The sequence below is a fragment of the Paenibacillus sp. RC84 genome (genome assembly GCF_041260495.1).
GTDB lineage: Bacteria > Bacillota > Bacilli > Paenibacillales > NBRC-103111 > Paenibacillus_F.
Window position 1 is genome coordinate 152755 of sequence record NZ_JBGBYL010000006.1, and the last position, 18792, is coordinate 171546.

Below are 18792 nucleotides of genomic sequence, written 5' to 3' on the forward strand. Positions count from 1 at the left end.
AATACGCAAAATTAGGGAACCGGCAGATGGTTCCATCTTTATACCGACAAACACATGAAGGGGATGTTAGAATGAGCACTTATGAAAAAAATCAGGAAGCTATCGAGAAGGTCCGGGATTTAATCAAAGGCATCGACGTCGCCATGCTCACGACCATAAGCAGCGACGGGTTGGTATCCCGGCCGATGAGCACTCAGGAAGTGGAATTCGACGGAGACCTGTGGTTTATGACTATGAAGGATAAGAGCGTTTATCGGGAGCTTCTTGAGAATAAGAGCGTCAATCTGGCTTACGTGGGCAAATCGTATGTATCGGTTCGCGGTGAAGCTGAACTGATTGAAAACAGGGCCAAATTAAAAGAGCTTTGGAGTCCCATGTACGAGAAGTTTTTCGGGGTATCGAGCGATGATCCGGGTCTCGTCTTGATTAAAGTCAAAGCGGAAACCGCCGAGTACTGGGAAGCCGGCAACAGAATGAAGCTGGTGAAGAATATGTTCAAGAAACTGACGGGAAAAGAGAATGACGAATCCGATCTAAATAAAACCGTCGAATTGGATTAGGGTTATACAGAACGGGCTCCTCACAATACGGATAGCATCCCTTTTAAGTAAAACGTGCTGAACTAGCACGTTACCGTTTACTTAGAGGGGATTTTTTTATGGGGCAATTAAGATGACTTATTACAAAAACAACGGTTGAATCTCCAGTTACAGGAGGATTTATACTTTGAGCTGCAAGCAGCCAAAACTGTAAATGGAGGGTTTTCTCTTATGAGGTCTTTTGAAATGCTGGTTACCGTCTTTAATATCTTATTGCTCGGTTGGTCAATAGTGGCCAAGAACAAGCCGCGGCGCGTGCTGCTTATTGGTTCCGGAATTTCCGCCCTATTGGCGCTGACGCAGGGGCTTACCGAGGGCATGCGTTGGCAAATGATCCCGGTCTATGCGATGACCTTAATCCCAGTCGCGATTTTTGCGGTAAGGTACAGGATCAAACCGAAGGAAGAGGAGAAGAAGGCAGCCCGAACCCGCAGGATCATCCTGATTACGGCGGTTGCCGCGCTTTATTCTGCCGCAGCCGTGGCACTGCCCGTCCTGCTCCCGGTATTCACGTTCGAGAAACCGTCCGGCCCGTACCAAATCGGAACCGTCTCCTATCATTGGAAGGACGATCGGCGAGAGGAGACCCATACTCCCGATTCCGGCGATAAGAGAGAATTGATGGTACAGATTTGGTATCCGGCGAACATGAACGCAAAGGGAAACACCGCTTCTTATGTGTCTCATGCGGATATTTTTGCAGATGGATACGGCAAAGCGCTTCATCTGCCTAAGCTGTTATTTACGAGCATCGGATTGGTTAAAACTCATGCGATTGAAAAAGCGGAACTAGCCGATAAGGAAAAGGCCTATCCCGTGCTCATGTTTTCGCATTCTTTAAACGGAACCAAAAATCAAAACACGTTCGAGGTCGAACAATTGGCCAGTCAGGGTTATATCGTGGTAGGCATTGATCATACTTACCGTAGTACAACATCGGTTTTCCCCGATGGCCGCGTTGTAAATTTTGTCCCTCAAGAAGGGAATACGGTCGCCTATTTAGATAAAATAAACGGGGAATGGGTGGAGGACGCAAAGTTTGTGGTCGATCAAATCGAGCGGCTTGCCAAGAACGATCCGGACAATCGTTTTACAAACCGGATGGATCTGGAGAACATGGGCATGTTCGGTCATTCCTTCGGCGGAGCGACAGCCGTCCAAATGCTGATGGCGGATTCCCGGATTAAAGCGGCGATCAATATGGACGGCGGATTATACGGCGAGCTGCGGATTCCGGCGGAAGGACTGAGAAAGCCGTTTCTGATGTTTAGCGCAGACGACACGCTTTCCGGTACGAAGAATATGAGCGATGAGAATATCACTTCTCAGGGCACGACAAGAGAGGAACTGACTAAGTTTTTTGACGAAACATTAGCGCGGTATAAATATATAACCACCGGCGGAAATTACTGGATCAAAATGAATGCCATGAAACATATGGGCTTCTCCGATATGTATCTGATTTCACCCGTGTTTGAAAAGATGGAAGGGGTGGAGGTACGAAAGGCGCACCGGCTGATTAACGAATACTCGCTTGATTTCTTTAACCATTATTTAAAGCAAAAGCCGTTTAATCTACTGGAACAGACTATCGGCGAACATCCGGGGTTCACGCTGGAGAAAGGCTGAGCCTGAATTTCCGCCGCGGTTAACGAACGGATGAGGGCGAATAGCCCTCGTCTTCTCGTTAAAGGGCTACATCTGTTCAAGCCTCCACTTTATACCTTGAAGCAATAAGAGATTTCCTTGAGAAAACAAGCGGAATTTAGGGCTCAAGAGGGAGCATAGCGTATTGAAACGTTCGATGCGCTCCGATCGGGTTCTCTGTGAATATTCGGCAAAGTAGCGAAAAAACTCTTCTTGATCAACCGATTGCTCCGAGTTCGCATACAGCATAGCCGTATCCTCTACAATGGCCTGTACAAAAGGACTTTCGGCACATAATTTGCGCTTCAAAGCCGTATTTAACCGGGTGTGTATTCCCTCAAGGCTCTTGACCCATGCGTCCGCACCCAATCGAGGTTGATGGACCATATTAAAAAACAGAAACTCATCTTGTCTAAGGTCCGAAATAAACTCAGGATCGTTAATAAGCTCCTGTAACTCGTTCCAAGCAACGGTTTGTTTGGCTGATGTTTTCGTCTGATTTACAATGTACTTGTTAAAGTTATAAAGAAGTGAACTTCTCCATTCCGCAGGAATGTCCTCTAAAAATTTGGATTCTTCCACTCTTTTTGCGATGAAACGGCTTCGCTTCTCGTTATTGATGGCCCGTTCATGGACCAGATCATAGACATACTGTAGGGAATCCCCTTCATTGTCCTTCGCCAAGCGCAAAATCGAAATCATATTCGACAGCGTGCTTACCTGTAACTCCAAGGACTCGATCTGCCAGTCCAGCGCTTTATCCACGGGTGTTTCCCGGGAGATGATCTGCCTTATTTCATCAATTCCAAAATCCAAGTAACGCAGAGTTATCGTCAGCTCTAAACGCCATATATCTTGCGTCGTGTATAACCGGTGCCCTCCCTCTGTGTAGGCAGCGGGCTTTACTAATCCGACCTCATCGTAGTAACGCACGGTTTTGATTGTGGATCCGATTATTTTGGCCACGTCCCCGATCGAATAAGTCCGCTCTTGGTCTGTAGAATCAGAAGCTTGTTGCTTCTGCGAATCCGTGCCGCTTTTGGAACGCAAACCACTCACCTCCGAAAAGTTAGTTTACTACCTCTTGTAACTGGAGATTCAATGGGAGTATACGGGTCTTGTTAAAATAAACCGTTCCTTAAGATTATAACCGAACAGAAGGTTGTTGCTCTGCTGAGGGGAGTGCAGCTCCTCGCCATTAGGTCCCTTATTGGGACACGCGCTGTTTTGTGGTTTAATGGAGGTGACGCCGAGGCGTTTGCACAATAGGGAGGGATTTTCCCGGATGAACAAGATCATGATCGTCGAAGACGATCCCAAAATAGCGGAATTGTTGAAGTCGCACATTGAAAAATACGGGGACGAAGCGATCGTGGTGAATGATTTCCAGCGCGTGATGGAATCGTTTGAGGAGCACCTTCCGCAGGTCGTGCTGCTGGACGTCAACCTGCCGAGCTATGACGGTTACTACTGGTGCCGCCAAATCCGGACAGTGTCCACGTGTCCGATTATTTTCATTTCCGCCCGGAACGGGGAAATGGATCAGGTGATGGCGCTGGAGAGCGGGGCGGACGATTATATCACGAAGCCGTTCCATTACGAAATCGTGATGGCCAAGATCCGCAGCCAGATCAGGCGCGTCTACGGCGATTATGCGACGAAGGAACGCATTGTGGAACGGGACGGGCTGATGTTGTATCCCGAGCGGATGGAGCTGCGGCTGAAGGAGCAGTCCACGCTTTTGACGCGCAAGGAATCGCTGCTGATGGAGACGCTGATGCATCATTGTCCCCGGATTGCCAGCCGGGAGACTATTCTCGACAAGCTGTGGGACGATTACAGCTATGTCGACGATAACGCGCTCAGCGTCAACATCACGCGGCTGCGCAAGAAGCTGGCGGAACTCGGCATCGACGATGCCATCGAAACGCTGCGCGGCGTCGGGTACCGGCTGCACCTCACATGGAAGGGCGAAACGAAGCGATGAGGTTGTTTGTACGGGACCATGTGCCGCTTATCGGGTTCAGTCTGGTGCAGATGCTGGTCATTCTGCTTATTTGCTGGCTGGACGGGTACAACCATCTAGGGACCGCTTTGTACGCGCTGTTTCTCGGCCTTTGCGTGCTGCTTGTTTATCTGATGTACCGCTATGTCCGGCTTCGGGCTTTTTACCGGTACATCTCAGGCCCGAGCGACGTCCTGCCGCGGGAGCTCAAGGTAAGCCGTGCGCCGCTTGCGGAGTCTTTAACGAAGATTCTGGACGCCCAGTACCGCGCGAATAAACAGCGGGAGCACGTGTGGGAGGAAAAACAGCGGCAGCACCTGACGTTCATGAATCAATGGGTTCATCAAATGAAGACCCCGCTATCGGTCATCCAGCTCATCACGCAGAACGGTGACGACGAGCGGTTTGCCAGTATCGCGGAGGAGTCCGACCGGCTGCGTCACGGGCTCGAAATGGTGCTTTATATGGCACGGAGGGAGACGTTCGCCCAGGACTTCCATATTTACCGGGTGCAGCTGAGAGAGCTTGTGAACGAGGTCATTCAGGATAACCGGCGGTCGTTCATTCGGCATTATGTGCATCCGGAGCTTCTGATTGACGAGAGCGTCACGGTCGAGAGCGATGCCAAATGGCTCCGGTTCATCGTCCAGCAGCTGATCTCGAACGCCATTACTTATTCGGCGGGCAGCAGGACGAAGGTTGCCTTCAAGGCGCATGCGCAGGATAAAGCCGTCATTCTAAGCGTAACGGATCGCGGCGTCGGCATACCCCCATCCGATTTGAAGCGGGTGTTCGATCCGTTTTTTACAGGCGAAAACGGGCGGAAGTTTAAAGAATCGACAGGCATGGGCCTGTATCTGGTGAAGGAAGTGGCGGACCGCTTGCATCACCGGGTGGAGATCGAGTCCGAGCCCGGCAAAGGGACGACCGTCCGCATCATTTTTCCGTATGCGACCGAATAGGGCGAATAGTGAGCGATCACTCTTCGCCTTTTTGTGTACAGACCGGTGTGTATGCTTCGCGGAGTCTTACATCCCTGTAAGATTGACGCAAGATAGCGATATAGGAGCGGCGGATCGCTTGGGGTATGCTAGAAGCTAGAAGGGACGTGTTTTGCTTGGCTATTTTGAAAGTGACGAACTTATGCAAAATTTACAATGAAAAGATGCCGTTTGAGGCGCTGTCCGATATTAACCTGACGATTGAGAAGGGGGAGTTCATCGGCATTATGGGACCTTCCGGAAGCGGCAAAACGACGCTGCTCAATCTGGTGTCGACCATCGACGAACCGACGTCCGGGGAGGTATGCGTGGACGGCAACTATCCGCACCGGATGAACGCGGACGAGCTGGCGCTGTTTCGCAGACGCAAGCTGGGCTTTATTTTTCAATCGTTCAATTTGCTGCCTACACTGACCGTGAAGGAAAATATTTTACTGCCGCTTACGCTCGAAGGAGTCGCGCTGGATCAAATGAAAAGCCTGCTGGAGCCGATCGCGGAGCAGCTTGGCATTACGTCGGTCCTGGACAAGCGGACCTATGAGATTTCCGGCGGACAGGCCCAGCGGACGGCCATCGCGCGCGCGTTGATTCATTCGCCGAAGCTGGTGCTTGCCGACGAACCGACAGGCAATCTGGACTCCAAATCGGCCCGCGATGTCATGGAACTGCTGACGACGATGAACAAGCGGCAGGAAGCGACGATGATGCTGGTCACGCACGATGCGATGGCGGCAAGCTACTGCGACCGCGTGGTATTTATCAAGGACGGCAGGTTTCATAATGAGATCACGCAGGGAGGAAACCGTGAAGTCTTTTACCAGAAGATCATCAACGCCCTTTCGCTGCTAGGAGGTTACAGACATGACTTTCCGACAGTTCGCGTTTAATAACGTCATCCGCAACAAACGGGTCTATCTGGCGCACTTCTTAAGCAGCTCGTTTTCCGTCCTTGTTTTTTTCGTCTATGCCCTGCTGCTGTTTCACCCCGATTTGCAGGGAGAGCTGAAATCGACGAGCAGAACGATCAGTGCACTCGCGACCAACGGCATGCGCCTCTCGCAAGTGATCATCTTCATTTTTTCGTTTTTCTTCTGCCTGTATTCGGCCGGCACTTTTCTGCAAACCCGCAAGCGGGAATTCGGCATTCTGATGATGCACGGCATGTCCCCGCGGCAGCTGCGCCGGCTCGTTTTCATCGAGAACTTGTTTATCGGCGGAGCCTCGATTGTAACGGGTATTGCCGTGGGGCTTATTTTCACAAAGATGATCCTGCTCGCCATTGCCAAGCTGCTCGTCATCAAGGTGGGCTTGACCTTCTACATGCCGGTGCTGGCCATTGTTACGACCGCTGCCGCATTCGTTCTGCTGTTTGGCGTTGTCGCGCTGGTCACCTCCCGGATCGTGAAAGCCGGCCGGCTCGCGGATTTGTTCCAGTCGGATGAAAAGCCGAAGCCCGAGCCTACGCCTTCACGGCTGCTGTCGGTCTTGGCGATTGTCCTGATCCTGGCCGGATACGGCGTTGTGATGTTTTACGTCTACAGGTACTTTCACTCGTTCTGGCTGCTTTTTGCCGGCGTCGGCCTCGTAGTCGCAGGCACGTACTTCCTGTTTACGCAGCTCAGCGTGTACGCGCTCAAGAGCTTGAAGCGGAAGGACCGCGTGTTCTTCAAACGGACGAACCTGCTGGTTTTATCGCAGCTGGCGTACCGCATGAAGGATAACGCGACGATGTTTTTCATGATCACGATCGTTTCGGCGATTGCCTTTACCGGAATCGGCACAGTGCTCGCGATGAATCATCCGGGACTGAAAGAGATGGAGAACCCCTATGCCTTCACGTACAAAACGGACCTAAGCGTTCAAAAGGAAACAGAAGCTGTTTCACGGATCAAGAAACAACTCGATGACCACGGCTTCGCTTACGACTTAAACGTTGTCCATGCAAAGCGGCTGTGGGGACGCCTGATCCTCGTCAAGCAGAGCGAATTCAATGCTCTGGCCAAAACCTTGGGACTGCGCGATACGGAGGAACTGGCGGACGGGGAAAGCCTGCTGCTGCCCGGCAGCCTCTTTCTGGCTACTCAAATTAAAGAGAAGAAGGAAATCGTGCCTGACTCCATTGACCTCGGAATCAGTGAAACCTGGCAAAAGAACGTAACGGTAAAGCAGTATGTGCCGACCGTCATCCTGCCGGACGGCCACTATACCGTTGTCGTTTCCGATCATGTCTTTGATACCGCGCCGGAGATTGAAGACACGCAGCTGCATTTTAACTTTTTCTACGTGGCCGATTGGCAGAATACCCGGGATGTCGCGAGCGTGTTGACAGAAGAGATCGGCAGGGATGAACTCGGCCGGTTCGAATTCGATGCGTTAGTGCTGGACTGGCTGTCCGATAAGCAGACCAACGGACTGCTGTTCATTGTCAGCGCGATGGTAGGCGTCGTATTTTTCACCTTTGCCGCCAGTTTCCTGTACTTCCGGCTGTACGCCGATATGGAACGGGACCGGGAGCAATATCGGATGATCACGAAAATGGGCTTGCTGAATAAGGAGCTGCGGCGGATTGTGACGAGGCAGCTGCTGCTCATGTTTTTCCTGCCAATCGTCATGGCGCTTGTACACAGCGGGGTAGCGTTTATCGCTCTGCAGCATCTGGTGGATTTCTCCGTCTGGACGAATTCGGTGCTCATTTTCTTGTCCTTCATCGGGATTCAGGTTGTTTATTTCTTGCTTATCCGCTGGCGTTATTTGCAGCATATGTATCCGAAAAACGGATGAAAAGCAGGCAGCTCCGCATCATGCGGGGCTGTTTTTTGTAGGAAAGGTCTCTTTGCCGGAGATAGAAGGGGACGGGCGATCCGGTTAAAGCAGAAAATAAGCTGGAAAAAGGAAGCCTTGGACAGCGCCAAACTTTTCCCCATTGTAACGGTACTCTTAATTGCGGCCAGCCTGGTCGAAGCGAACTTGACGCCGGTCATGATGAACTGGGCACGCTGATTCTCCAAGCAGCTAAATAGACTAAACAGAGCTTATTGCTGGACTTACTAGAGTCAATAAGCTCTTCTCGTTTAAAAAAGAATTGAAATTTTGTCCCGGATGAGAGAATAATGAAGTAAGCCTCTCCCAGCTTGAGGCGGATACAGAGACAAGCACAACGTTCACGCCCGCAAAGTACACAGGCTTACATAGAGACGGCTCGCTTCAGCCCATAGGAGGCAGGGAGTGATTCGGGTATAGAAAGGGTAATATACGTTTATAAAAGGGCAGGACTCTGCGAGGAGGCGCAGCCTTGTGCAGAGGGCGCACTCCTATCGGCAAACCCGTTAAGCGATCCAACTAAATGATCGAGAACAGAAGGAGATAAGATGACGGATAAAAAAGAAGGACCGGAAACCGGTTGGAATTTTGACAATAGTTATGCCCGTCTGCCGGAAATATTTTTTACCAAGACGAATCCGACTCCCGCAGCTTCGCCGGATTTAGTCATTTTTAACGATGCCCTGGCGGCATCTCTGGGGCTGAACGGTCAAGCGCTTAAAAGTAACGAGGGGACCGAAGTGTTTGCCGGCAACCGGGTTCCCGAAGGCGCGGAACCGCTGGCTCAGGCTTACGCAGGGCATCAATTCGGGCACTTTACGATGCTGGGCGACGGGCGTGCCGTGCTGCTCGGAGAGCGAATCACTCCCGGCGGCGAGCGGGTGGACATCCAGCTCAAGGGGCCGGGCCGGACGCCGTATTCCCGCCGGGGCGACGGCCGGGCCGCTCTCGGGCCGATGCTGCGCGAGTACATCATCAGCGAGGCCATGCACGGACTCGGTATTCCCACTACGCGCAGCCTGGCTGTGGCGACCACCGGCGAGCCGGTCTACCGCGAAACGGAGCTGCCCGGTGCGGTTCTGACCCGCGTGGCCGCGAGTCATCTGCGCGTCGGGACCTTCCAGTTCGCCGCAAAATGGGGCTCTGCCGAAGATCTGCGGGCGCTGGCCGATTACACCCTGCAGAGACACTACCCGGAAGCCGCCGCCACAGGCAGCGGGAACCGCTACCTGTCGCTGCTTCAAGCCGTCATCCAGCGCCAAGCGGCGCTGATTGCCAAGTGGCAGCTTGTCGGCTTTATCCACGGCGTGATGAACACCGACAACATGGCCCTCAGCGGGGAGACCATCGACTACGGGCCCTGCGCCTTCATGGACGCCTACGACCCCGAGACGGTGTTCAGCTCCATCGACACGTACGGACGCTACGCCTACGGCAATCAGCCGCACATAGGGGCCTGGAACCTTGCCCGGTTCGCCGAAACGCTTCTGCCGCTGGTTCATGCCGATCAGGAGCAGGCCATCAAGCTGGCCGAGGAGGCGATCGCGCAGTTTGGCGTGCTGCATAACCGGAGCTACCTGGCCGGCATGAGGGCGAAGCTCGGCCTCTTTAACGAGGAGGAGGGAGATGAGTCCCTCATAGAGGATCTCCTCGGTTTGATGAGGAAGCAGGGGGCCGACTACACCAACACGTTCCTTGCCTTAACGTTCGGCAAGCTTGAAGACACGGCTTTGTCCGGGGCTGAAGAGTTCACCCGTTGGCACGAGCTGTGGCAGGCGAGACGGGGCAGGCAGCCGGAATCGGAAGCCTCCTCGCATGAGCTGATGCGGAGCAGCAACCCTGCCGTAATTCCCCGCAACCACCGGGTGGAAGAGGCGCTGGAAGCCGCGGTGGAACAGGGGGATTACAGCGTAATGGAGCGGCTGCTGGGCGTTCTGGCGAACCCCTTCGCGCATTCGCCCGAACAGGCCGCATACTCCACGCTGCCGGAGGCTTGCGACAGCCCTTACCGGACGTTTTGCGGCACGTGACCGCAGACGGGGTAAGGCTTGTGCGGCCCGTTGTTTAAACGATCGGGCCATAAAAGGCCGCAAAAGGCACCGTTCTTTCGAACGGTGCTTTTTTGTATGCCGTCGTACGGATGGAGGCACCACCGGGAAACTCTCGGCTGCCGTCTTCCTATCGCCGTAAGCTTAAGAATCCAAACTCCGGCGGCTTACGAATTGCCGCGCATTCTTCGCTCTCACCAGCTTGGCATTCCTCTCCAAAAGCTGCGGGTCGCTTACGATCCACGTGTGATCTTTGGAATTTTTTCTGCGGATCGCCAGAAAGTTATAGGGGCTGCCTGAATAAATGGTGAAACCTTTTGCCGCGCTGTCGGAACAAAATTTCACGCATTCGCTCCGGTTCTGATCGGGGAATCCGACTTTGTCGAACACGTGCCGCTTCACGAGAAGGGTCGCCCCTTGCACCAGGGAGACATATTGATTTTCCCGGGCGGGATAACGAAGAAGGAGGGTCTTTGTCCCGTTCAGATACATATAATGGGCCCGCTTTCCTACGATGTCGGCGCCGGTTTTCGCCATGATCCGCATACTGTCCGTCAAATAGTCGGGAGCATAGTAATCATCGTCGTCAAATTTAGCGATCCGGTTATATTTCGATAATCGGACGCCGAAATTCAGGCAGGTTCCGAGAGACATATGCTCCGGCAAGCTGTATATCCGGACATGTTTATAGGCTTTTGCGGCTTGCATATACTCGTTCACCTTGAGGTCGTCCTGATTGAGGATTACGATCAGCTCTTTGTTTCTGAAATTTTGCCTGCTGTAGTTCCGGAAAAGAGTCTCCATGCAGTCCCTGCGTTTGGTACAAGTGATGATGGAAACGGCATGTTCCGGCCGAACGGCATCCGGGTTCGTCATTAGAGAACGCCGCCCTTAGGTTTTCTTTGCACAAACTTCTTGTAATTGCTCACGTTGGGGATTTTCTTGTGATGGGTGATTAGCTCCTTATCGCTGATGATCCAGGTGTGGTTGCTGGAGTTTTTTCGGCGTATGGCGACGAAGTTGTCTTTTCCCGCGGAGTAGACTTTGAAGCCCTTTTTCTTGCTTCTTAGGCAAAAAAGATCGTCTTCCCCCACGTTCCGGTCCGGAAACGGCACCTTCTTCAAAACGTCGCGTCTAATGACGAGAGTAGCCCCGGGCAATCGGGTGACGGGACGGTTTTCATCCTGCGAAAAACGAAGGATCAGCGTCTTCGACCCGCGGAGGTACATGTAATGGGCCCGTTTTCCTATAACATCGGCTTTTGTTTGCCGGAAGGTCTGCAAGCTTTCGGTGAGATAATAAGGAGCATAGTAGTCGTCATCATCGAATTTGGCAATGTAGCCGTATTTTGTTTTCTTGACTGCGTAATTCAAGCAAGCGCCGAGAGAGGTTTGTTCCGAAACGCGGAAAATGCGGATATTCCGAAGTTTTTTGGCTGATTCCCGGTAGGGGGCGAGCGGTATCTTATCGTTGTTCACAATGATGATAAGCTCTTTAGTCGGGTGGTCTTGTCTCTTGTAATTATCCAACAGATTTTTTAAATAACTGCGGCGATTGGTGCATGTGACAACGGAAACTCCCAGCTTTTTTACAGATTCTATTGAGCCGCCTTTCATTTTTCGTTCCTCCTATCCGTAGACTTCCGAACGATCTCAATTTACGATATGTAAAATGCTAGTAATAGGAACGGCACGGCAGGAAAATAGAGCATAAGCACAAACCTTGCGGGTATCTGTTAAGAGAAAATCAACGAGCCGCGAAAAACGGCAGGGATGCACGTATAAAAGAAGACGCCGGGCCGCCGGCGTCTTCTTCCTGATTCATCTTCTCGAAATTATCATTAGCCGGACTCAATGCGCTTTCTCGGAAGCCTGCTTGGCCTTGCTCTGGTCGATTGCGAACTCCGCTTTCCAGCTGCCTTTGGTGGCGCCGATACGGTCGATATTCACGTTCAGGCGGATAGATTCAGGCAGCTTGGCTCCGCTCGTGACGAAAGCAAGTACGCCCTCCGGCTGGTCCTTCTCGGCGATGCCCGTGTTGATCACGTTTCCGGCCGCGTCCGTCAAGGTGAACGGAAGCCGGTCCTTTTTACCTGTGCCGATAAAGCTGAGGACCGAAAAACCGTCTAATCCGTTCTCCCGGTAGGTCGGATTCTCGACCTGCTTGCCGTTCTTCTTGCCGTCATAGAGGACATTCAGGCCGCGGGTATCGAATTCGTAAGGAACGAGCTTCCCGTCTTCTCCGGTGATCTTATAGTGCACGAGCACTTTGCTATCCTCTACGTATACTTCGGAGAACTGGACGGTGAGGCCATGATCGGTAATTTTCTCGTTCAGCGGGACGGATAAGCCTTCGGAAAGGGCACGCTTGGTGCCTTCGTTGACCAGCCCGTTGATGTTGGCGGATTCTTTGAAGAAGTAAGATGATCCGCCCAAGGAGGCGAATACACTCGTAGGAATAAGGATAGCGGCGGCGATACTGAAAGCGACAAGTCTTTTTTTCATGGGTTTGGACTCCTTTTTCTTATGAAATTCGAGGAAAGACTGGCGGACGCGCCGATCCACTTCTTGCGGAACTTCGGCGTTTTCGATCTGATCTTTCAGAGCTTCTTTAATGTTTTCTGGAATAGACATTCGGATAAGCCTCCCCGTCCAATTGAGTGTCGAATTTGGCGCGCAGTCGCTTTAAGGCCAGATGAACTCTGGATTTTACCGTGCCGGGCGGAATCGCCAGCAGTTCGGCAATCTCATCGTACGTATACTCGTAGAAGTAGCGGTATATAATGACCACCCTGAGTTTATAAGGCAGCCTGTTAATGGCATCCCGCACATCCTGCCGGAGTTCGTTGCCGGCCAGAGCTTCATCCGGCGTTTCCACATGCGGCTCTTCGCTCAGACGGGAAGTTTTGTCGGTCAGACGGAATCGTCTCCAGAGCTGGCGGCGCCAGCTGCTGACCTGCCGGATGACAATCCCGTTCAGCCAGAAATGAAAAGGGCGGTTTCGGTCATAGCCCGGCAAAGCGCGCCACAGCTGGCAGTAAATTTCACTCACGATATCGTTAACGTCTTCTTTATTGGAGACGAGCACGGCGACGGTTCCGTAAACTTTGCGCCGGGTCATGCGATAGATCTCTTCCATCGCTTCCTGATCCCCGCCCGCCAGCCGGTCGAGCCAATGTTCGAGCTGTTCATCATTCATTCGAGGGCCCCCTGAACTTGTATACATGAGAGATTGGCTCTTCGGACGGAAAAGGTTAGGGGAAAGCAAGGCAAGGAAAGATATGCCGGATGGGGCGTATGCTGGATATAAAGTGCGGAGTCCGCATAAGCATGCAGAAAATACCCCGAGCGATTTGTCGGTCCTTCCGGGAGGAAAGCCTTCATACGCAGGGGGTACAGTCATCCGGGTTCTATAAAAAGCGTGAAGAAACTATTGTCGGGTTTCGGAGTAAATTCTAAAGGTAGCTCCATACTTATCCGTCACCATTGCGTAAGCGGGGCTGAAAGGAGTTTTTTGCAGCGGCGTATTCACTTGACCGTCCTGCTGCACTTCATACAAAAGGTATTATACCGATCAGAGGAGGATGAACGATGAAACAATGGCTTTTCGCGGCCCTTCTGCTAGGTTCACTTGCCGCATGTTCCGAAAAGACGATAGATGACAAAGTTACGAAGGAGTCCATTGCAGAAGTATCCGCCGGAAATCATACAGTCGTTAATCCGCTAAGTGACGCAATGGATCGCGGCCAGCATGAACTAGAGAAGAATGTGGCGGTAGATACCTCCTATTACAAATCCCGGGACGTGGCAAGAGGGGACATCGTGTACTATGGGGATCATGACGTATCCAGGGTCGTCGCGCTTCCGAATGAAACAATAAACATAACGAACGGGCAAATTTATATTAACGGGGCCAAACTTACCGCGTTCTACGGAGCTGCCCATATTCGGGGATATGATTACAAAGCGTTCCAAACGAGTGACATGGAGGAGCCGGCTAAACAAAATCTAATCGAAGAAATCTATAAGAAACAGGTACGAGAAATCACTTTGAGCGGTAATGAAGTCTTCGTCATCGGTGATGATTGGTCCAGGAGCAATACCTCCACATTCCGCAGTTTGTCGCTGCAAGAATTAAAGGGCAAGGTTATTGGAGTTTGCAAGAAATGCAGCAACCCGTAGCGAGTATTCGATCTGGAACACCTCCGCTATGAATTCGTGGAACAAATAGCCGTTTATTCCGTTTGTATTTTCTTTCCCTGAGCATACTACTCCTTAGAATTTTTGTTCCGAATGGGAGTAAGTATGAGAATAAAAAAGTTTTTATGGATGACTTTGTGGCTCCTCATGGTATCCGCGCAAATCGGGGCGGCAGAAGGAACAGCGAGAACGAATCCGGTTAACTCGTCGTTACTGGATTCACTTCGTCAGGGAGGATACATTCTGTTCGTCAGGCACGGAGAAGCAACGATCGGAGAGGATCACCGCGATTGCTCCACGCAAAGAAATTTGTCCGAGGCCGGCAGAACTCAGGCCTTGCTTTTTGGGAAAACGCTCAGGAGTTTGCAAATTCCCGTTCAATCTCCGGTTGCCGCCAGTCCCTTTTGCCGGACACGGGAATCCGCAGAGTTAGCTTTCGGTAAGGAACAGGTTGAATTAGATCCGTTCTGGGTCCGTATTTATAAGCTGAGCGGTCCGATATCTGCGACCGAGAAGGAGAATACACTAGCTACCCTGACTTCCGTTTTGGAAAAAATGCCGCTTCCCGGAACCAACCGGGTTATCTTTGCTCACAGTTTCCCTAAAGGGATCGGTTTGGGAGAGATTCCTTACATGGGAACCGTCGTTGTGAAACCGCAAGGAAAAGGCAATGGATATGAAATTGTAGGTAAGTTTTCTTTAAACGAGCTTGAAAATTCACTGCGGGAAAAGTAACCGGTACAGACCGTCCGGTGAGAAATTCTTGGAAAAATCCGGGCTTTATCCGGTTCGTCCCTAGCAAGAGATTGATGGAAAAGCAGAACCTGTCTCCGACATGTTCAATCAAGCCAGGGCCATCCGCACAGGATGGCCTTTTTAAGCCGTGAGGTATTCCTACATTTGAGCGAGGAAGCTCCGTGAGGCAGGCCGCTTCTTCCATCTTGGAGAATACTGCTTTCCTGCCCTGACCCATCCCGCACTACCCATGACGCCTGCGGAAAGTTATAATTGCTTTATTGGGGAAAGGCAGGGTGGAAAGGCATGAACATTAAAGGGAAGGTGTGGTTGGGAACCGCCGTTTCGATCCTGGTAATAGGCGGCTTAACCGCGATGGCTTGCATATTTTTAGACGGAGTGTTTTTGGCTCTTTCTTTGATTTTAGGGTTGATCGGTCTTGCTACCGGCGTTTATCTTATTACCGGTATTCACCGGGGGATTAATAAAGGCATGCACAGAGTCTCGCAGATCGTCGGAGACATGGCGCAGGGCACGGTAGATCCTTCCGACCGTTCCGCCGAGGCGGGAGACGAATTCGGACAGCTGGCGCAATCCTTCCGCTCTCTCGCGGTGGATTTGTATACCAAAACCGAAGAAGAGCGCATTCTGCGCTTGGAAGCGGAGGAGCAGGCGTGGATTAACGTCCATGTCACGGAGATGGCGATTCTGCTGCAGGGGTCCGTTCAGATCGGGACGGCCTCGCGGATCTTCATCGGCAAGCTGGCTTCATGCGTACAAGCGGCCTACGGGGCTCTCTATGTACAAAAAGACGGCCTGCTGCAATTCGCGGCCGGCTACGCTTACGATGATACGGCGGCGGAACGGCGGCAGCCGATCGCTTTGGGCAGCGGTCTTGTAGGCCAGAGCGCCCTGGATAAGAAGACGATCCTGCTTCATGATCTGCCGGACGGTTATGTGAAAGTTCATTCGGCGCTGGGCGATACGAAGCCCGCGGCGTTAATAATCGTCCCCGTTTGCTATGAAGATGAAGTCGTCGCCGTTATCGAGCTGGCTTCGCTGCGCGATTTTACGTCCAAAGAACGTCAGTTAATCGATCAGACCAGCGCCAATATGGGCATTTTGCTGAATACGCTGGCGGATGTGGTGCGGATCGGCGAGCTCCTGAAAGAAACCCAGCTGCAGAAGGAAGAGCTGGAGGCCCAAACCGAGGAGCTTCAATCCCAGACAGAGGAGCTGCAGGCTCAGACCGAGGAATTGCAGATGCAGGCGGAGGAGCTCGAGAGCCAGACGGAAGAGCTGCAGGCTCAAACCGAAGAACTCCAGATGCAGGCGGACAGTCTGCATACGTCCAACGAGCGGCTCCAGGAGGAGATGAAGCTTACGGAGCTTCAGAAAGAGGAAATCAAGCAGCAGGCGGACGAGCTGAAAGCACAGGCGGAGGAATTGTTCGAGTCCAACAAGCAGCTTCAGGAGCAGATGGAACTGACCGAACTGCAGAAGACCGAGATCTCCGAGCAGGCCGACGAGCTCAAAGAGCAGGCGGAGGAACTGCTGGCTTCCAATGAGAATCTAAAGCAGCAGGTTGAGCTGACCGAGCGGCAGAAAATCGAAATTAAAGAGCAGGCCGATGAAATTTTCATGGCGGCTCAATATAAATCCGAATTCCTGGCGAACGTTTCGCACGAGCTGCGGACGCCGCTTAACAGCCTGCTGATTCTGTCCCAGATCCTTGCGGAAAATAAAGAAGGAAATCTTCATTCCAGGCAGCTTGAATATATCCATACCATTTTCTCGGCAGGGAAGGACCTGCTTACGCTGATTGACGAGATTCTGGATCTGGCGAAGCTGGAAGTCGGCAAAATGACGGCGGTCGTCGAGCCGACCTACCTGAAGGATGTCAGCAGTCACTTGTACCGTCATTTCGAACAGCAGGCGAAGGAGAAAAATATCCATTTCGACATACACAGCGATAGACGGCTTCCCGAAAGCATCCTGACGGACGGGCACAGACTTCAACAAATTTTGAACAACCTGCTGTCCAATGCGCTTAAATTTACGGAAAAAGGGGCCGTCACGCTTTCCATTCACGGCGCATCCGCTCCAACCGGCGGAGAGGGACAGGCCGCCGCCAAGGAAATCGTCTTCTCCGTCACCGACACGGGGATCGGCATCCCCGCCTCGAAGCTTGAGAGCATCTTCGAGGCGTTCCAGCAGGCAGACGGCACGACCAGCCGCAAATACGGCGGCACGGGCCTCGGCCTGACCATCTGCCGGGAGCTGGCGGCGCTGCTGGGCGGGCGGATCGAAGTCAGCTCGGCGGAAGGGGAAGGCAGCACCTTCTCCCTGCATCTGCCGGCTGCGCAGCCCGGCACCGCCGTTTCCCAAGCCGCCGCGGCAAGCGACACCATGTCCGCCGCATCCGAGCAGGCCAAGCGGGGGAAAAGCAGCTTCCAGGAATCCTTCGTGCCGGATATCTCCATCTCGAATCCGAAGCTGCTCCAGCTCGCGGAGATGGAAGACGACCGCGACAATCTGCAGCCGGGCGATACGCTGCTGCTGATCATTGAGGAGGACGCCGAATTTGCGTCCACGCTCCTGAATCTGGCACGGCAGAGAAATTTCAAGGCCATTGTCGCCTCCCAGGGAGACCAGGGACTGGCTCTGGCTCACGCGTACAAGCCGGATGCGATTCTGCTCGACATCCAGCTTCCCGTACTGGACGGCTGGTCCATTATCAGCCGCCTGAAAGGCCGGCCGGAGCTCCGCCATATTCCGATTCATGTCATTTCGACGGCCGAAGAGAACCAGCAGGGGCTGGCCATGGGGGCACTCGCCTTCTGGAAGAAGCCGAATGACGTTCACGAGCTGGAAGCGGCTTTCCTGCAGATCGAATCGTACATCCGCAGGCGTACCAAAAGCCTGCTCATTGTGGAAGACAATCCTGTTCTGCGCAGCAGCGTAGTCGCTTTTATCGCCCATCCGGACGTGAACATCGTCGCGGTCGCAACGGGCCGGGAGGCGCTGGAACAGCTGGCCTCCCATCATTTTGACTGCATGGTGCTCGATCTGGGTCTGTCCGATATTTCCGGCTTCGATCTGCTTGAGCAGGTGAAGACCAACCGCAAGCTCCAGACGCTGCCGGTCATTATTTTTACGGGCAAGGAATTAAGCAAGCAGGACGAGCAGCGCCTCCATCATTACGCGGAGAGCATCGTGATCAAGAATGTAAGGTCCATGGAGAGGTTGTATGATGAAACGGCTCTATACCTCCACCGTAAACATGCGGATCTGCCTGCGGACAAGCAGGAGCTGATCGAGAAGCTCCATAATCCGGAAGCGGCGTTCCAAGATAAGAACATTTTGCTGGTTGACGACGATATGCGGAATATTTTTGCTTTGTCCAGTGTGCTGGAAGGGTATAACATGAATATACAGTTTGCCCAGAACGGCAAAGAGGCTTTGAGCATTCTCCGGAATCATCCCGAAGTCGACCTGGTATTCATGGATATCATGATGCCTGAGATGGACGGCTACGAGACCATGAGGGAGATCCGCAAAATGCCGGAGTTCGAGAAGCTTGTCATCATCGCGCTGACAGCGAGAGCTATGGACGAGGACCGGGTTAAATGCCTGCAGGCGGGCGCCTCCGATTACATCTCGAAACCGATTAATACCACACAGTTAGTCAGTATGCTCAAGACCTGGTTGATCACTTAGATCACTTGAAGGATCTGT

At 52.5% G+C, this 18792-nt stretch carries 15 protein-coding genes and 1 pseudogene; 10 read left to right on the forward strand and 6 right to left on the reverse strand.

Going from position 1 to position 18792, the window contains the following annotated elements:
• Positions 1-71: 71 nt before the first annotated feature.
• Together ABH899_RS15385 and ABH899_RS15390 are read left to right on the forward strand one after the other, a co-directional pair.
• A complete protein-coding gene (locus ABH899_RS15385) occupies positions 72-560 on the forward strand; it encodes a pyridoxamine 5'-phosphate oxidase family protein (RefSeq protein WP_369997732.1) in 489 nt (162 codons plus the stop codon).
• Between the two features lie 210 nt (positions 561-770).
• The gene (locus ABH899_RS15390) at positions 771-2228 is read left to right on the forward strand and encodes an alpha/beta hydrolase family protein (RefSeq protein ID WP_369997735.1); all 1458 of its coding nucleotides are present in this window, start codon (positions 771-773) and stop codon (positions 2226-2228) included.
• Between the two features lie 66 nt (positions 2229-2294).
• On the opposite strand, the gene ABH899_RS15395 is transcribed toward ABH899_RS15390, so the two are convergent.
• Positions 2295-3305 carry a MerR family transcriptional regulator gene (locus ABH899_RS15395; protein ID WP_369997737.1) on the reverse strand — a complete coding sequence of 337 codons (1011 nt, stop codon included), beginning with the start codon at positions 3303-3305 and terminating at the stop codon, positions 2295-2297.
• A gap of 226 nt (positions 3306-3531) precedes the next feature.
• On the opposite strand from ABH899_RS15395, the gene ABH899_RS15400 reads away from it, so the two are divergent.
• The 5 genes from ABH899_RS15400 to ABH899_RS15420 all read left to right on the forward strand — a co-directional run bounded on the left by ABH899_RS15400 (position 3532) and on the right by ABH899_RS15420 (position 10102).
• Entirely contained in the window at positions 3532-4233 is a 702-nt protein-coding gene (locus tag ABH899_RS15400; protein ID WP_369997740.1) for a response regulator transcription factor, read from the forward strand.
• Entirely contained in the window at positions 4230-5213 is a 984-nt protein-coding gene (locus ABH899_RS15405) for a sensor histidine kinase (RefSeq protein ID WP_369998240.1), read from the forward strand. The genes ABH899_RS15400 and ABH899_RS15405 overlap by 4 nt, the downstream gene beginning before the upstream one ends.
• A 155-nt stretch (positions 5214-5368) precedes the next feature.
• Positions 5369-6139 (forward strand): ABC transporter ATP-binding protein, encoded by a 771-nt coding sequence (locus ABH899_RS15410; RefSeq protein WP_016423707.1) that lies wholly within the window; start codon positions 5369-5371, stop codon positions 6137-6139.
• A complete protein-coding gene (locus ABH899_RS15415) occupies positions 6114-8033 on the forward strand; it encodes an FtsX-like permease family protein (RefSeq protein WP_369997743.1) in 1920 nt (639 codons plus the stop codon). Before ABH899_RS15410 ends, ABH899_RS15415 begins: the two co-directional genes overlap by 26 nt.
• Before the next feature lie 587 nt (positions 8034-8620).
• Positions 8621-10102 carry a protein adenylyltransferase SelO gene (locus ABH899_RS15420; protein ID WP_369997745.1) on the forward strand — a complete coding sequence of 494 codons (1482 nt, stop codon included), beginning with the start codon at positions 8621-8623 and terminating at the stop codon, positions 10100-10102.
• A gap of 162 nt (positions 10103-10264) precedes the next feature.
• Here the strand turns inward: ABH899_RS15420 and ABH899_RS15425 are convergent, their stop codons facing one another.
• The 5 genes and pseudogenes from ABH899_RS15425 to ABH899_RS15445 form a co-directional block, all read right to left on the reverse strand.
• Positions 10265-10996 carry a glycosyltransferase gene (locus tag ABH899_RS15425; RefSeq protein ID WP_369997747.1) on the reverse strand — a complete coding sequence of 244 codons (732 nt, stop codon included), beginning with the start codon at positions 10994-10996 and terminating at the stop codon, positions 10265-10267.
• A complete protein-coding gene (locus tag ABH899_RS15430; protein ID WP_369997750.1) occupies positions 10996-11736 on the reverse strand; it encodes a glycosyltransferase family 2 protein in 741 nt (246 codons plus the stop codon). Before ABH899_RS15430 ends, ABH899_RS15425 begins: the two co-directional genes overlap by 1 nt.
• Positions 11737-11970: 234 nt before the next feature.
• Positions 11971-12753: a DUF4179 domain-containing protein gene (locus ABH899_RS15435; protein WP_369997753.1), complete on the reverse strand. Its 783-nt coding sequence runs from the start codon at positions 12751-12753 to the stop codon at positions 11971-11973.
• Positions 12731-13318 (reverse strand): sigma-70 family RNA polymerase sigma factor, encoded by a 588-nt coding sequence (locus tag ABH899_RS15440; protein ID WP_369997756.1) that lies wholly within the window; start codon positions 13316-13318, stop codon positions 12731-12733. The genes ABH899_RS15435 and ABH899_RS15440 overlap by 23 nt, the downstream gene beginning before the upstream one ends.
• Before the next feature lie 231 nt (positions 13319-13549).
• Positions 13550-13669, reverse strand: a pseudogene (locus ABH899_RS15445) (VOC family protein); the annotation flags it as partial.
• A gap of 41 nt (positions 13670-13710) precedes the next feature.
• Here ABH899_RS15445 and ABH899_RS15450 point away from each other — a divergent pair.
• The 3 genes from ABH899_RS15450 (at position 13711) to ABH899_RS15460 (ending at position 18774) form a co-directional block, all read left to right on the forward strand.
• Complete coding sequence (locus ABH899_RS15450; protein WP_369997759.1) at positions 13711-14301, forward strand: S26 family signal peptidase; 591 nt, start codon at positions 13711-13713, stop codon at positions 14299-14301.
• A gap of 165 nt (positions 14302-14466) precedes the next feature.
• Positions 14467-15054, forward strand: a complete 588-nt coding sequence (locus tag ABH899_RS15455) for a histidine phosphatase family protein (protein ID WP_369998243.1) — start codon at positions 14467-14469, stop codon at positions 15052-15054.
• A 306-nt stretch (positions 15055-15360) separates the two neighbouring features.
• Positions 15361-18774 carry a response regulator gene (locus ABH899_RS15460; protein ID WP_369997762.1) on the forward strand — a complete coding sequence of 1138 codons (3414 nt, stop codon included), beginning with the start codon at positions 15361-15363 and terminating at the stop codon, positions 18772-18774.
• Positions 18775-18792: the final 18 nt, after the last annotated feature.

Coding starts and splice junctions, on each gene's coding strand:
- ABH899_RS15385 (WP_369997732.1), top strand. CDS start 72: ATGAGCACTTATGAAAAAAATCAGGAAGCTATCGAGAAGGTCCGGGAT.
- ABH899_RS15390 (WP_369997735.1), top strand. CDS start 771: ATGAGGTCTTTTGAAATGCTGGTTACCGTCTTTAATATCTTATTGCTC.
- ABH899_RS15400 (WP_369997740.1), top strand. CDS start 3,532: ATGAACAAGATCATGATCGTCGAAGACGATCCCAAAATAGCGGAATTG.
- ABH899_RS15405 (WP_369998240.1), top strand. CDS start 4,230: ATGAGGTTGTTTGTACGGGACCATGTGCCGCTTATCGGGTTCAGTCTG.
- ABH899_RS15415 (WP_369997743.1), top strand. CDS start 6,114: ATGACTTTCCGACAGTTCGCGTTTAATAACGTCATCCGCAACAAACGG.
- ABH899_RS15420 (WP_369997745.1), top strand. CDS start 8,621: ATGACGGATAAAAAAGAAGGACCGGAAACCGGTTGGAATTTTGACAAT.
- ABH899_RS15425 (WP_369997747.1), bottom strand. CDS start 10,996: ATGACGAACCCGGATGCCGTTCGGCCGGAACATGCCGTTTCCATCATC.
- ABH899_RS15430 (WP_369997750.1), bottom strand. CDS start 11,736: ATGAAAGGCGGCTCAATAGAATCTGTAAAAAAGCTGGGAGTTTCCGTT.
- ABH899_RS15435 (WP_369997753.1), bottom strand. CDS start 12,753: ATGTCTATTCCAGAAAACATTAAAGAAGCTCTGAAAGATCAGATCGAA.
- ABH899_RS15440 (WP_369997756.1), bottom strand. CDS start 13,318: ATGAATGATGAACAGCTCGAACATTGGCTCGACCGGCTGGCGGGCGGG.
- ABH899_RS15450 (WP_369997759.1), top strand. CDS start 13,711: ATGAAACAATGGCTTTTCGCGGCCCTTCTGCTAGGTTCACTTGCCGCA.
- ABH899_RS15455 (WP_369998243.1), top strand. CDS start 14,467: ATGGTATCCGCGCAAATCGGGGCGGCAGAAGGAACAGCGAGAACGAAT.
- ABH899_RS15460 (WP_369997762.1), top strand. CDS start 15,361: ATGAACATTAAAGGGAAGGTGTGGTTGGGAACCGCCGTTTCGATCCTG.